Annotated in this window: 11 protein-coding genes; 6 read left to right on the top strand and 5 right to left on the bottom strand. The window is 64.0% G+C overall.

What is annotated here, in order from left to right:
- Positions 1 to 127: 127 nt before the first annotated feature.
- Complete coding sequence (gene radA, locus ACVOLR_RS08655) at positions 128 to 1,510, top strand: DNA repair protein RadA (protein WP_481536090.1); 1,383 nt, start codon at positions 128 to 130, stop codon at positions 1,508 to 1,510.
- Between the two features lie 223 nt (positions 1,511 to 1,733).
- Here the strand turns inward: radA and ACVOLR_RS08650 are convergent, their stop codons facing one another.
- Entirely contained in the window at positions 1,734 to 2,525 is a 792-nt protein-coding gene (locus ACVOLR_RS08650; RefSeq protein WP_481536089.1) for a cytochrome C assembly family protein, read from the bottom strand.
- A gap of 110 nt (positions 2,526 to 2,635) precedes the next feature.
- Here ACVOLR_RS08650 and ffh point away from each other — a divergent pair, with 110 nt between their 5' ends.
- The 4 genes from ffh to ACVOLR_RS08630 are packed head-to-tail and all read left to right on the top strand — an operon-like array spanning position 2,636 to position 6,384.
- Positions 2,636 to 4,015 (top strand): signal recognition particle protein, encoded by a 1,380-nt coding sequence (ffh, locus tag ACVOLR_RS08645; protein ID WP_481536088.1) that lies wholly within the window; start codon positions 2,636 to 2,638, stop codon positions 4,013 to 4,015.
- Between the two features lie 37 nt (positions 4,016 to 4,052).
- Positions 4,053 to 4,487, top strand: a complete 435-nt coding sequence (locus ACVOLR_RS08640; protein ID WP_481517790.1) for a hypothetical protein — start codon at positions 4,053 to 4,055, stop codon at positions 4,485 to 4,487.
- Between the two features lie 32 nt (positions 4,488 to 4,519).
- The gene (locus tag ACVOLR_RS08635) at positions 4,520 to 5,593 is read left to right on the top strand and encodes an NAD(P)H-dependent flavin oxidoreductase (RefSeq protein ID WP_481536087.1); all 1,074 of its coding nucleotides are present in this window, start codon (positions 4,520 to 4,522) and stop codon (positions 5,591 to 5,593) included.
- Positions 5,590 to 6,384 (top strand): aminotransferase class IV, encoded by a 795-nt coding sequence (locus ACVOLR_RS08630; RefSeq protein ID WP_481536086.1) that lies wholly within the window; start codon positions 5,590 to 5,592, stop codon positions 6,382 to 6,384. The genes ACVOLR_RS08635 and ACVOLR_RS08630 overlap by 4 nt, the downstream gene beginning before the upstream one ends.
- Before the next feature lie 225 nt (positions 6,385 to 6,609).
- On the opposite strand, the gene ACVOLR_RS08625 is transcribed toward ACVOLR_RS08630, so the two are convergent.
- The gene (locus tag ACVOLR_RS08625) at positions 6,610 to 7,035 is read right to left on the bottom strand and encodes a hypothetical protein (protein ID WP_481536085.1); all 426 of its coding nucleotides are present in this window, start codon (positions 7,033 to 7,035) and stop codon (positions 6,610 to 6,612) included.
- Positions 7,036 to 7,106: 71 nt separating this feature from the next.
- On the opposite strand from ACVOLR_RS08625, the gene cls reads away from it, so the two are divergent.
- Complete coding sequence (cls, locus tag ACVOLR_RS08620) at positions 7,107 to 8,603, top strand: cardiolipin synthase (RefSeq protein WP_481536084.1); 1,497 nt, start codon at positions 7,107 to 7,109, stop codon at positions 8,601 to 8,603.
- Between the two features lie 9 nt (positions 8,604 to 8,612).
- Here cls and ACVOLR_RS08615 read toward each other — a convergent pair whose 3' ends face one another.
- The 3 genes from ACVOLR_RS08615 to ACVOLR_RS08605 all read right to left on the bottom strand — a co-directional run bounded on the left by ACVOLR_RS08615 (position 8,613) and on the right by ACVOLR_RS08605 (position 13,661).
- Positions 8,613 to 9,233, bottom strand: coding sequence for an HD-GYP domain-containing protein (locus tag ACVOLR_RS08615; RefSeq protein ID WP_481536083.1), 621 nt, complete (start codon positions 9,231 to 9,233; stop codon positions 8,613 to 8,615).
- A gap of 98 nt (positions 9,234 to 9,331) precedes the next feature.
- Positions 9,332 to 12,979: a transcription-repair coupling factor gene (mfd, locus tag ACVOLR_RS08610; RefSeq protein ID WP_481536082.1), complete on the bottom strand. Its 3,648-nt coding sequence runs from the start codon at positions 12,977 to 12,979 to the stop codon at positions 9,332 to 9,334.
- A 136-nt stretch (positions 12,980 to 13,115) separates the two neighbouring features.
- Positions 13,116 to 13,661, bottom strand: coding sequence for a GNAT family N-acetyltransferase (locus ACVOLR_RS08605; protein ID WP_057629682.1), 546 nt, complete (start codon positions 13,659 to 13,661; stop codon positions 13,116 to 13,118).
- Positions 13,662 to 13,670: the final 9 nt, after the last annotated feature.

Below are 13,670 nucleotides of genomic sequence, written 5' to 3'. Positions count from 1 at the left end.
ATTCCTGAACGTCGAGATGGAGCAAAGCCCCGCTTACCTAGCGGCAGCAATAGTGCGGACTTTAGCTGTCGCAGCCTTTGCGACCTTGGTGGGCTATCCTGCGGCGCTGACGCAGATAGGAATTTCCATGGCCAAGACCCGCAGTGCATACGTCTGCAGCGAATGTGGCGCCGAGTACAGCAAGTGGCAGGGCCAATGCACCGAATGCGGTGTGTGGAACGTGCTGAGCGAGATCGTGCTGGAGACTGCAGCTTCGGCAAAGGCGCCGGCGGCGCGCCGCAGCGGCTGGGCCGGCAAGGTCGAGGCGCCCAAGATCACTGCCTTGAAGGACGTACAGCAGACCGAGCATATGCGGGTTTCCACCGGCATCAGCGAGTTCGACCGGGTGCTGGGCGGTGGCTTGGTGGAAGGCGCGGTGGTGCTCGTTGGCGGTGATCCGGGTATCGGCAAGTCCACGCTGCTGCTGCAGGCGGTGGCCAAGATGGCCAGCAGCTTGCCGGTGCTGTACGTCACCGGTGAAGAGTCGCTTTCGCAGGTGGCGGGGCGTGCGGTGCGTCTGGACCTGCCGCTGGAGGGCATCAACGCACTGTCCGAGACCGGTGTCGAGAACATCCTGCAGCACGCGGTGAAGGCGCGGCCCAAGCTGATCGTCGCCGACTCGGTGCAGACGTTGTGGACCGAGGCGCTGACGGCTGCGCCGGGTTCGGTCAGCCAGGTGCGCGAAAGTGCAGCGCGGCTGGTGCGCTTTGCCAAGGAAACCGGTACAGCTGTATTTCTGGTCGGCCATGTCACCAAAGAGGGCGGTATCGCCGGCCCGCGCGTGCTGGAGCATATGGTGGATGCGGTGCTGTATTTCGAAGGTGAAAGCGGGAGCCGTTTCCGCATCCTGCGCGCCTTCAAGAACCGCTTCGGCGCAGTCAATGAGCTGGGCGTGTTTGCGATGGGCGAGAAGGGTTTGAAGGAAGTACCCAATCCTTCGGCGATCTTCCTGTCCGGTGGCAGTACCCGCCAGCCGGGCAGCTGCGTGATGGTGACCCGCGAAGGCACGCGGCCGCTGCTGGTGGAAGTGCAGGCGCTGGTGGATTCCTCACCGCTGTCCAATCCGCGCCGGGTGGCGGTGGGTCTGGAGCAGAACCGCTTGGCAATGCTGCTGGCGGTACTGCATCGCCATGGTGGCGTGCTGGTCGGCGACCAGGACGTGTTCGTGAATGTGGTCGGTGGCATTCGCGTGCAGGAAACTGCAGTCGATTTGCCGGTGCTGCTTGCGGTGCTGTCCTCGCTGCAGGACCGGCCGCTGGCGGAGAAAACCATTGCCTTCGGCGAAGTAGGTTTGTCCGGCGAAATCCGTCCGGTGCCCAATGGCGAGGATCGCCTGCGCGAAGCGGCGACGCATGGTTTCAAACGCGCGATCGTGCCCAAGGCCAATGCGCCGAAGGCTGGTACGGTGAAAGGCATGGAAGTGATTGCGGTGGAGCGGCTGTCGCAGGCGCTGGAAGCAGCGATGGAATAAGCGGCGACTGTAGTGCCGAGCCATGCTCGGCAGGGGCTTTCCGGGGGATGCAGCTAGTGTGAGCGGCGTAAGCCGCGAAGCTGATAGTCGATCCGATCCAAAGGTGCCCGCAATTTCATTGCAGCCAGCTTCGCGGCTTACGCCGCTCCCACAAAATGCGAATGAGCCGATGCATTGCTGGTAACGCCCTTGCCGAGCATGGCTCGGCACTACCGGTCGGGGCTCAGCCGCGGCCCAGCACCAGTTCGATCACGAACCTGCTGCCGAAGAACGCCAGCAGCAGCAGTGCCATCGCGGTCAGGGTCCAGTGCACGGCCTTGCTGCCGCGCCAGCCGTAACGGCGACGGCCGATCAGCAAGGTGCCGAATACGATCCACGACAGCACGCTGAGCACGGTCTTGTGCACCAGCTTCTGCGCGAGCAGGTTGTCGACGAACAGCACGCCGGTCAGCAGGGTCAGGGTCAGCAGGCAGAAACCGACCGTGATCGTGCGGAATAGCAGGGTCTCCAGGTCTGCCAGAGGCGGCAGGGCGCGCAGCCAGGGGCGGAAATCGCGCCGGCGCAAGGCCCGCTCCTGCAGCCACAGCATGATGGCCAACAGCGCGGCAACGCTCAGCGTGGCGTAGGCCAGCAGCGCAAGCCAGGCGTGGGTGGCCAGGCGCCAGCCCAGCAGTTTGCTCGGCTCATGGCCGTAGCCGTGGTAGGCCAGCAGCAGGATCGCCGCCATCGGGAACACCACCACGCCCAGCGCCGACATGCGCCCGCGCGCGCCAACCACGGCGGTCAGTGCCGCCATGCCCAGGCCTACCAGCGACAGTGCCGCGAAGAAGTGCATGTCCGGGCCGCCAGCGGTGTTCATCGCCACCATCAGGTGGTAACCGGCGTGCAGCAGCACGGCGGCGATGGTCGGCAACAGCCAACTGCGTGGGGGCGGACTGCGCTCGCCGGCCAGCCCGCGCACCAGCAGGGCGGTGGACACCAGATAGAGCGCGGCGGCGATGAGAACGATTGTCATCGATGCAGTTTCGCATACAGGCCCGCCTCTGGCGATCTGAACCGGCGGTGGCGGCGGCTGGCCGCTATACTAACTGTCTCTGTTTCCACGATTTCCGCAGGTTCCGTCGCATGTTCGAGTCACTGACCCAGCGCCTTTCCGGCACCATCGAGCGCCTGCGTGGGCGCGGCCGCCTGACTGAAGAAAACATCCGCGAGGCCACCCGTGAGGTGCGCATCGCTCTGCTGGAGGCCGATGTGGCCCTGCCGGTGGTGCAGGCCCTGATCGAGAAGATCAAGGTCCGCGCGGTCGGCCAGGAGGTGCTCAAGTCGCTGACCCCGGGCCAGGCCCTGATCAAGGTGGTGCGCGATGAGCTGACCGCCGTGATGGGCGCGCAGGCCACCGACCTGAACCTCAATGTGCCGGCGCCGGCCATCATCCTGATGGCGGGCCTGCAGGGTGCCGGTAAGACCACCACGGTCGGCAAGCTGGCCAAGCACCTGAAGGAAAAGCGCAAGAAGAAGGTGATGGTGGTTTCCGCCGACGTCTATCGTCCGGCGGCCATCGAGCAGCTGAAGACGCTGGCCGAACAGGTCGACGTGCTGTTCTTCCCGTCCGCAGCAGACCAGAAGCCGGTCGACATCGTGCGCGCCGCCATCGATGACGCGCGCAAGTCGTTCGTCGACGTGCTGCTGGTCGATACTGCCGGCCGCCTGGCCATCGACGAAGCGATGATGGCCGAGATCAAGGCCCTGCACGCGGCGGTCAACCCGGCTGAAACCCTGTTCGTGGTCGATGCCATGACCGGTCAGGACGCGGCCAACACCGCCAAGGCCTTCGGTGAAGCATTGCCGCTGACCGGCGTGGTGCTGACCAAGACCGACGGTGACGCCCGTGGCGGTGCCGCGCTGAGCGTGCGCTACATCACCGGCAAGCCGATCAAGTTCACCGGTACCGGTGAAAAGGTCGACGGCCTGGATGTGTTCCATCCGGAACGTGTGGCCAGCCGCATCCTCGACATGGGCGACGTGCTGTCGCTGGTCGAGCAGGTCGAGCAGCAGGTCGACAAGGACAAGGCGCAGAAGCTGGCCGAGAAGGTCGCCAAGGGCAAGAAGTTCGACCTGAACGACATGCGCGACCAACTGGAACAAATGCAGAACATGGGCGGCATCGGCGGCCTGATGGACAAGCTGCCGGGCCTGGGCCAGATCCCCGAGCACCTCAAGGCGCAGGTCAGCCAGAGCAAGGAAGTGCCGCGCATGATCGCCATCATCGGGTCGATGACCAAGAAAGAGCGCCGCAATCCGGGCCTGCTCAATGGCTCGCGTCGCGCCCGCATCGCGCGCGGTTCCGGCACCCAGCCTGCCGACGTCAACAAGCTGATGAAGCAGTACATGCAGATGGAAAAGATGATGGGCAAGCTGGCCGGTGGCGGTATGAAGGGCATGATGCGCAACATGAAGGGCATGCTCGGCGCCATGGGTGGCAAGGGCGGCCTGCCGTTCCGTTGATTGCAACTTAGTCCAACAGATTAGAAAGGAGTGGTGCATGAACAACAGGATGTATCTGGTACTGGCAGTGCTGGCGCTGAGCGCGTGTGGTGAAGATCGCTCGATCTCACAGAAAGCCGGCAGCGCGATCAGCGGCACCGCTACCGATTTCGTCGCTGGTCTGGGCGAAGGCGTTGATAAGCGCATGTCGCTCAAGCTCGATGTGGCGCCGGAAATTGTCAGCAACGGCATGACCGTGACCTTGGGCAAGAGCCGCGGCATGGGCTCCAAGGACGCCTCGGTGTATGTGGTGGCAACCAAGCCGTACAAGGGTGCATTCCTGGCGCGGGCATTGGACGAGTCGGGTGCCGAAATCGGCCGGTCGCGGGTGGAAGTGGATTTCCCCGCCGATGATGCGCAGTATGTGAACTTCACTTTCAACGAAGAGATGGACAGCCAGCTGGTGCGTTCCTACGCCCTCTCGCTACGCTGAGTGGCATAGGCACCGGCGGCAACATCACCGCCATGCACAACGCCGTCATTTCAGCGCGGACCGAAGCGTTCTGCCAACGCTTCGGTCTTGAACTTCCTATCCTGCTGGCGCCGATGGCCGGCGCCTGTCCGGTGCCACTGTCTGCCGCGGTAGCCAATGCCGGCAGCATGGGCGCGATGGGCGCAGTGCTGTCCACGCCGGAACAGATCACGCAATGGATGCATGCATTTGGCCAGCAGTCGCAGGGGCCGGCGCAGGTCAATCTATGGGTGCCGGATCCTGCTCCGCAACGTGACCCTGCCGCCGAGGCGGCTACGCGCGAGTTTCTGGCGCAGTGGGGGCCACAGGTTGCAGCAGAAGCTGGCGATGCTGGTCCTGCCGATTTTGATGCCCAGTTCGATGCGCTGATTGCCGCCCGGCCAGCGGTGGCTTCAACCATCATGGGCGTGTTCTCTGCCGCGCAGGTGGCGCGGCTGCAGGCGGCCGGTATTGCCTGGTTCGCATGTGCGACGACCTTGAGTGAAGCACTGCAGGCGCAGGCCGCCGGTGCCGATGCAGTCGTCGCACAGGGTATGGAGGCAGGTGGCCATCGCGGTGCGTTTGATGCGGCGCAGGCCGAACGACAGATGGTCGGTTTGTTCGCCTTGTTGCCGCGTCTGGTTGATCACCTGAGTGTGCCGGTGATCGCTGCTGGCGGCATTGCCGATGGACGCGGCGTCGCCGCCGCCTTGATGCTCGGTGCCAGCGCGGTGCAGGTAGGTACGGCATTCCTGGCCGCAGACGAATCCGATATTCCTGCAGTGTGGAAACAGGCGCTGGCCGTTGCCGAGCCCGAAACCACGCGCGCGACGCGGGCTTTCAGTGGACGGCTCGGACGTGCCTTGGATACCGCTTATGTGCGTGCGGCCGAAGCGTTTGATGCGCCAGCGCCAAGGCCCTATCCGGTGCAGCGTGGACTGACCGCGGCCATGCGCAAGCAGGCCAGTGCCGCAAATAAGCTCGATGCGATGCAGGCATGGGCAGGACAATCGGCGTGGATGGTCAAGCGCGCACCTGCGGCGCAGATCCTGCGCGCGATGTGGGCACAGGCGCAGACGCGGCCATGACGGTGCTGTTCTGCAATGGGCAACTGGCGGATGTCGGCGCGTTGAGTGCGGCGCTGGTCAATTACGGACACTTCACTTCACTGCAGGTGCGCGCTGGTGCGGTGCAGGGCTGGGCGCTGCACCTTGAGCGTTTGCAGCAGGGCACACGCGAGTTGTTCGAGGTTGAACTGGATTGCGCGCAGGTGCTGGGGTGGCTGCAGCAGGCATTGCGGCAGCTGGATACACCAGACGCATCGGTGCGGATCACGGTGTTTTCGCGACAGTTCGATTTCCGCCAGCCGCTGCGTGTGGTGCCGGTGGATGTATTGATCGGCATCGGAGCGCCTGCGCAGATACCTTCGCTTGCGCGTTCAGTGCTGCCGCTGCGTTATCAGCGCGAGTTGGCGCACATCAAACACGTGGGTACGTTCCCGCTGTTCCAGTTGCGGCGGCAGGCATTGCAGCGGGGGTTCGATGATGCGTTGTTTGTCGATGCGCAAGGACGCATCAGCGAAGGTACGACCTGGAACCTGGCCCTCTGGGATGGCACGCAGGTGTGCTGGCCAAAGGCGTCGGCGTTGCGTGGCAGCACCGAGCGTCTGCTGATGGACGGCTTGAGCGCATTGGGCCAGGCTCAGCTTCATGCCGACGTGCATTTGCCTGCGCTGGTTCGCTTCACTGGCGCGGCGGCATTCAATGCCTCAGGTATCTGGCCCTTGGCAGCAATCGGCGAGCAGCAGTTGGAGGAATCCGAGTTGCTGTTGACTCACCTGCGGACGGCTTTGGCGCAGGCGCCGTGGTTGCCGTTGTAGCGCTTGACGAACCCGAGTCTCCTCGCGGGCGAAGCAAGTGAACGCCTTGGGCGATTGTTTGTGGGAGCGGCGTGAGCCGCGAAGCAGACATTGCCTGGGCCAGGCACCCGTGCCATCTGATGATCAGCGTGCTTCGCGGCTCATGCCGCTCCCACAAAAAGGCAGGTTTCAGAGGTCTGGTAGCGGGTTCCGGCTGGCTCAACTGCGTAATTGAACAGCACTACGCTACTTGGCCGGGGCATGAGAGTGAGCCGCAGCGCTGCACTGCGCGTATTCCTGACGGCTCACCTGCTTGTCCTTGTTGCTGTCGCAGTGGTGCAGTCGCGCAGCAACACCCGGCGGATAGACATCGATTTCGGACAGGGTGACGATGCCATCCTTGTCTTTGTCCAGCTCTGTATAGCTTGGCATGGTGGTGCCAGCTGGTGCTGCGGCCAGTGCCAATGAATAGCTGCCGCTGAGTAAAACTGCTGTCAGCATCATTTGAGCTGATCGGGACACGCGCATCACGTTCTCCTTCAAGCCGGACCATCCGGCTGTTTGCCGGCATAGCAGGCGCCGCCGAGCCTTTGCGATGGGTGAAAAATAGCGGGCGATGGTGTTTGTCGTGATGCCCGGTTTATCTGCCGTTGGCTGGATAGGGAGGCGCATGCTGATCCCAGCCACACGAACGGCGTGCTATTGATCTGGCTTGTGCCGCCACCGGCGTTGGGAGGAGCAGCATGGTATTTGAACTGGGCTGGCCGCAGGCTCCCATGCAGTGGGTGGTGAGCGTGCTGGTTTTCATCGCGCACCTGCTGGTTGCTGCGCGGGCGCTGACCCGGCCCAATCGTGCCCCGGCGTCGCGCGCGGCGTGGGTGGCGGTGATCATGCTGGCGCCGCTGCTGGGCATGTTCGCCTATCTGCTATTGGGCGAAACCAGTATTGGACGTGCACGTGCACGACGCCTGCGGCAGACCGTTCGAATGCTGCAGGCGGCGGGCGATCCGCACGACCCTGCTGCTGCGGAAATCGGCGACAAGGCAGCCTCCTTGTTTGCGCTGGCGCAATCGATCAACGGCTTTGCGCCACAGCCGGGCAACCGGGTCGTGCTGCTGGGCGCAGCGCAAGCGCTTGCGAACGCACCCATGGAGGATTGCCGTGCGGCCATCGATCGGCTGGTGCAGGACATCAGCCAGGCACAGCAGAGCGTGCATATCGCCTTCTACATCTGGCTGGATGATGGTGCCGGTGGCCGCGTTGCCGACGCGGTGGCTGCGGCGGCAAGACGTGGTGTGGCCTGCAGGGTGATGGTGGATGCGCTGGGCTCGCGGGCATTCAGTGGCAGCCCGCGCTGGGCTCAGTTGCAGCAGGCCGGGGTCAGGCTGGTGCGCACCCTGGATGATCTGACCCGCCTGCAGCACGTGGCGTTCAGTCGCATGGACCTGCGTGATCACCGCAAGATCGTGGTCATCGACAACCGCATCGCTTATTGCGGCAGTCAGAACTGTGCCGATCCGGAGTTCCGGGTCAAGCCGAGCTATGCGCCGTGGATCGACCTGCTGTTGCGCTGCGAAGGCCCGGTGGTGGCGCAGATCCAGCGGCTGTTTCTCAGTGGCTGGATTCCCGAGACCGGCGAGCAGGGACTGGACGTTTATGCGGTGAAGACGCCGCAGCCGCAGTTTGACGATGGCTGCCTTGCGATGGCATTTGAAACCGGCCCGGTCACCCGCCACAACGCGATGACCGATATGTTCGTGGCCTGCATCTATGCGGCGCGGCATGAGTTGATCATCAGCACGCCGTACTTCGTGCCGGACGAAGCACTGCTGCGCGCGATCTGCGCGGCACCACGTCGTGGGGTGCGCACGCGGCTGATCTTCCCCAAGCGCAATGACTCCTGGCTGGTAGGGCAGAGCAGTCGCAGCACCTATGCTGATCTGCTGCAGTGTGGCGTTGAGGTCTACGAGTACCCGCTGGGCCTGCTGCATGCCAAGTCGCTGAGCGTGGACGGCGAGATCGCCTTGATCGGCTCGGCCAATATGGATCGGCGCAGTCTTGAATTGAACTTCGAGAGCAATCTGCTGATCGCCGACAGCGCAGTCACCGCCAGCATCGTGCAGCGACAGCAACGCTATCTGTCGGTATCCGAACCGGTACTGTTGTCGCAGGTGATGGCGTGGCCCTTGGCCACGCGTTTGGTGCGCAACGCCGTGGCGATGATGTCGCCGGTGTTGTGAAGCGAAGGCTCAGGTGGCCGGCGCGCTATCACCGCGCAGCAGGCCCATGAACTCGCCGAACAGACGTCGGTCGATCAAACGCCCGCGGTCGTTGGCCAGGATCTCGATGGCACGCTGCATCGGCATCGGGCCGCGATACGGGCGCTGCGAGGTCAACGCATCGAAGCCATCGACGATGGTCAGGATGCGCGACTCAAGTGGAATGTCTTCACCCTGCAGGCCATGCGGATAGCCGCTGCCGTCCCAGGCTTCATGGTGATGGCGGATCAGCGTGGCAACGGCCTTGGCGTCACTGCGGCCGGTGGCGGCGAACAGGCGTGCGCCACGTTCCGGATGAGTGCGCATCGCCGAGATTTTGTCCTCGTCCAACTTGCCCGGATGCAGCAGTACCTCGTCACGGATGCCGATCTTGCCGACATCATGGAAGCGTGCAGCAAGCACAAGATGGGCGATGCGCTCTTCGGACAGATCACAGCGACGGCCCATGGCCTGGGCAAGTTGTGAGACGCGATCGCAGTGGTGGTCGGTATAGCTGTCGCGCTGGTCCAGCGCGGCAGCCAATACATCGATGGCGCAGGAACTGTCATCCGGAGGATGCGACAGGCCCACAGGCGTGGTGATGGTCAACATGATGACGAAGCCGTGTGGGGAACGGCTGCGAGCGTAAGAGAGGGGGCGTTATTTTCAACGCCCTTCTGCATTCACGCAATCTTCACGACGTTTTTCATTCAGGCGCGGCCGGGATGCAGCGTGGTCAACAACGCACGCGCGGCGTTGAAGCGGTCAGCGCTTTCCGGCAGCGGATGCTTGATGCGCAGCTTGTCCGGGCCATCCATCTGATACAGCTTGGGCTGCTTCTGGATCAGCTGGATCACCACCATCGGATCAATATTGGGCTTGCTGTCGAACACGATGCGACCACCGTTTTCGCCCAGCTCCAGCTTGCGGATGCCCAGTTCGTTGGCCTGCAGCTTGAGCTCGGCGATGGCGAACAGATGCTTGACCGGATCCGGCAACAGGCCGAAGCGATCGATCATTTCCACCTGCAGTTCGCGCAGGCGCTCACTGTCACGTGCCGAGCTGATGCGCTTGTACAAGGTCAGGCGGGTATGCACGTCGGGCAGGTAATCTTCCGGAATCAAGGCCGGTACATGCAGTTCGACATCGGCACCGCGTGCCTCTTCGCCAGCATCCAGATCCGGCAGCTTGCCGGACTTGATTGAGCGTACCGCGCGTTCCAGCAGCTCGGTGTACAGGCTGAAGCCGATCTCGGCCATCTGTCCGCTCTGGTCTTCGCCCAGCAACTCACCAGCACCACGGATCTCCAGATCATGGGTGGCCAGGGTGAAGCCCGCGCCCAGTTCGTCCATCGAGGCGATGGCTTCCAGGCGCTTCTGCGCATCCGGTGTGATCGAGCGCTTGTCCGGCACCAGCAGGTAGGCGTAGGCACGGTGGTGCGAACGACCAACGCGGCCGCGCAGCTGATGCAACTGCGCAAGACCGAAGCGGTCGGCACGGTTGATGATGATGGTGTTGGCGTTGGGGATGTCGATACCCGACTCGATGATGGTACTGGCCAGCAGCACGTTGAAGCGCTGCTTCTGGAAATCCAGCATCACTCGTTCCAGCTCGCGCTCCGGCATCTGCCCGTGGGCCATGCCGATACGCGCCTCGGGCACCAGCTCGGACAGCTCGCGCTGCATCCGGCCCATGCTTTCCACATCGTTGTGCAGGAAGTACAGCTGGCCACCACGCGACAACTCACGCTGGAAGGCCTCGCGCAGCTGCGCGTTGTCCCAGGCGGTGATGAAGGTCTTGACCGCCAAGCGGTTCGGCGGCGGCGTGGCGATGATCGACAGATCACGCAGGCCGGCCATCGCCATGTTCAAGGTACGCGGGATCGGCGTAGCAGTCAGGGTCAGCAGATGCACGTTGGCGCGCATTGCCTTCAGCGCTTCCTTCTGGCGCACGCCAAAGCGCTGCTCTTCATCGACGATGACCAGGCCCAGATCCTTGAACTTCACGTCCGGCTGCAATAGCCGGTGGGTGCCGATGATCACATCGATCGTGCCTTCGGCGACCTTGTCGAGTTCTGCCTTGATTTCCTTGCTGGTCTTGAAGCGTGACAGCACTTCCACTCGCAGTGGATAGTCGGCAAAGCGGTCACGGAAGTTGCGGTAATGCTGTTCGGCAAGCAGCGTGGTCGGTACCAGTACCGCAACCTGTTTGCCGCCGCTTGCCGCAGCGAACGCAGCACGCAGTGCAACCTCGGTCTTGCCGAAGCCGACGTCGCCGCAGACCACGCGGTCCATCGGCTGGCTGGATTGCAGGTCGCGCAGCGTGGCTTCGATCGCCGCTTGCTGGTCGGGGGTTTCCTCGAACGGGAAGCCGGCCGCGAACGGCTCGTACAGCGAGCGGTCGATATCCAGTGCCAGCCCGGCGCGGGCGCGACGACGGGCCTGGATTTCCAGCAGCTCGGCGGCAACGTCACGGACCTTTTCCGCGGCTTTGCGCTTGGCCTTGGCCCACTGCTCGCCACCAAGTGAATGCAGCGGCGCGGTTTCCGGCGAAGCACCGGAGTAGCGGCTGATCAGGTGCAGCTGCGCGACCGGAACATACAGGCGGTCGCCCTTGGCGTATTCGATCTCCAGGAATTCGCCGGGCATGCCGCCGACATCCATCGCGATCAAACCGCGGTAGCGGCCCACACCATGGTCCTCATGGACGATGGGCGCGCCTTCGGTCAGCTCGCCAAGGTCACGGATGATGGACTCGGGCTCACGCCCGGCCCGCCGCGTACGCCGCGCCTGGCCGGCGCGCTCGGGGAACAGCTGGCGCTCGGTAAGCACCGCCAAGGCCGGCTCGCTGAGCGCAAAGCCGTCGTCCAGTGGTGCCACGGTAATGGCGAACTTGAGCCCCGCTTTGCTCTTAAGCCCCTCTCCCGTTTGCGGGGCGAGAAGAGGCGTTTGCGAACCACTGGTTCGCGACTCTTCGAGCGCACTCGCGCCAGCGCGAGGGCCGGGGCGCGGAGCGGGGGTTGGGGTGAGGGCGCTCTTGCTCTGGCTTTTGCCAGCAGCATCACTCCCGCCAAGCGGAGAAGGCAGGAAATCATTGAAGCTCCCAACAACCTCAGGCCGCAACTCAGCCGCCTGCAACACTTCCAACAAGGCCTCACGCCGTCCCGGCGAATCCGCCGCGATCAGCACCCGGCCCGGGTAGTGCTCGATGAAAGACTTCAGTGCCTGTCCCGCAGGCGCATCCTTGGCCGCGACCGGCAACGGTGGCAGCGGCTGGTCGCCCAGCGGCTGCGCCTCGGCGGCGCGCGGATGATCGGCAGCACACACTTCCACGCGCGGCAGCTTGTTGAACTGCTCGCGCAGGCTGTCCGGCGACTGGTAGATCTCTTCCGGTGGCAGCAGCGGCCGTTCGATATCGTGGCGGCGCTGCTCGTAGCGGCTGCTGGTCTGCAGCCAGAACGCATCGGAGGCTTCGCTGACGCCGGTGCCGAGCACGGTCATGAAGCCGTCCGGCAGGTAGTCGAACAAGGTCGCGGTCTGGTTGAAGAACAGCGGCAGCATGTATTCGATGCCCGAAGGCGCCAGACCAGCTTTCAGATCCTGGTATAGCGGGCTGCGCCGGGTATCCACGTCGAAGCGTTCGCGCAGCGTGGCCAGCACCTTGTTGAGGCTGGCCTCGTCCATCGGCACTTCGCGGCCGGGCAGCATTTTTACCGCGGTCACCTTGTCCAGCGAGCGCTGCGATTCCGGATCGAACTCGCGGATGGAGTCGATGTCCTCGTCCAGCAGCTCGATACGCAGCGGCGCCTCGGCGCCCATCGGATAGACATCGAGCAGACCGCCACGCACGGCGAAATCACCCGGGTCCATGACCTGCACGACATTGCGGTAGCCGGCGCTTTCCAGGCGGCGCTTCTCAGCGTCCATATCCAGACGCTGGCCAACCTTCAGGTCGAAGCTGCCACCGACGATGTAGCTCAGCGGCGCCAAGCGCTGCAGCAGTGTCTGCACCGGCACCACGACGATGCCTTGCTTCAGCGTCGGGAGGCGGTGCAGGGCGGCCAGACGCTGCGAAATGATGTCCGGGTGCGGGCTGAACTGGTCGTAGGGCAGGGTTTCCCAATCCGGGAATGGCACCACCGGCAACGGACTGTTTGCGCCCAGCAGGGTCTGCAGATCAGCCACCAGCTGATGCGCGCTGTGGTTGTCGCGGGTGACCAGCAGCAGCGGTTTGGCGTGTGCCTGCGCCGCGCAGGCGACATGCCAGGCCAGCGCACTGCTGGAAGCCGGAGCGCGCCACCAGGCGCGGAGCTGGCCCGAACGGGGCAGCGGCGGAATGGGGTAGGTAATAGGCGACATGAACCGCGAATTTTACCAGATGCGCCCGGTTTGCCTCGTTGGGCTTGATCGGGCTTGCGGGCGCGGACGGCTCAGAGCCGCAAACGCAACAGGCGCCTTGTCGGCGCCTGTCGAGAGCTGAATGGAAAACTGACGCTTAGTTCGCCAGTTCCAGCACCATCCGCACCAGCCCGGGGGCGGCTGCGGGGTGCGGCACCTGCTTGAAGCCCAGCGAAGCGGCCAGCTGCAGCATCGGCTCGTTGTCCTGGGCAATGTCGCCGTACAGGCGGTCCAGGTACTTGCCGCGCGCCCATTTGACCAGTTTGCGCATCAACTGCCGGCCCAGACCCTGACCAGCGAGGAAGCCGCTTACCAGGATCGCGTATTCGGCATCGCGGGTGCCCGGGATGATGGAGGCCCGGGCTACCGCGCCCACAACCGCTTCCCCGGGAGGCAGCGGCTCGGCCGCGACCAGCGCGATCTCGGTCTTGGGATTGGGGTGGGTCAAGCGCTGGGCGGTCTCATCGGACAGTGATTCAACCGACTGCAGGAACTTGTCGCGCACTTCTTCCGGTCCGAACAGGGCGAACGCGCCCTGCAGCGGCGCACCGTCTTCAGGGCGGATGGGTCGTATCAGCAGCTCACGGCCGCTGGGTGCCTTGAAATTTTCATGCCACGGGGGCATGCGGTTGCGAGTTGCCATGACTACGTT

It is taken from the genome of Stenotrophomonas sp. STEN030 (assembly GCF_056759995.1).
The sequence above is the reverse complement of the archived record's forward strand: the minus strand, read 5'-3'. Positions and strand labels throughout refer to the sequence as shown.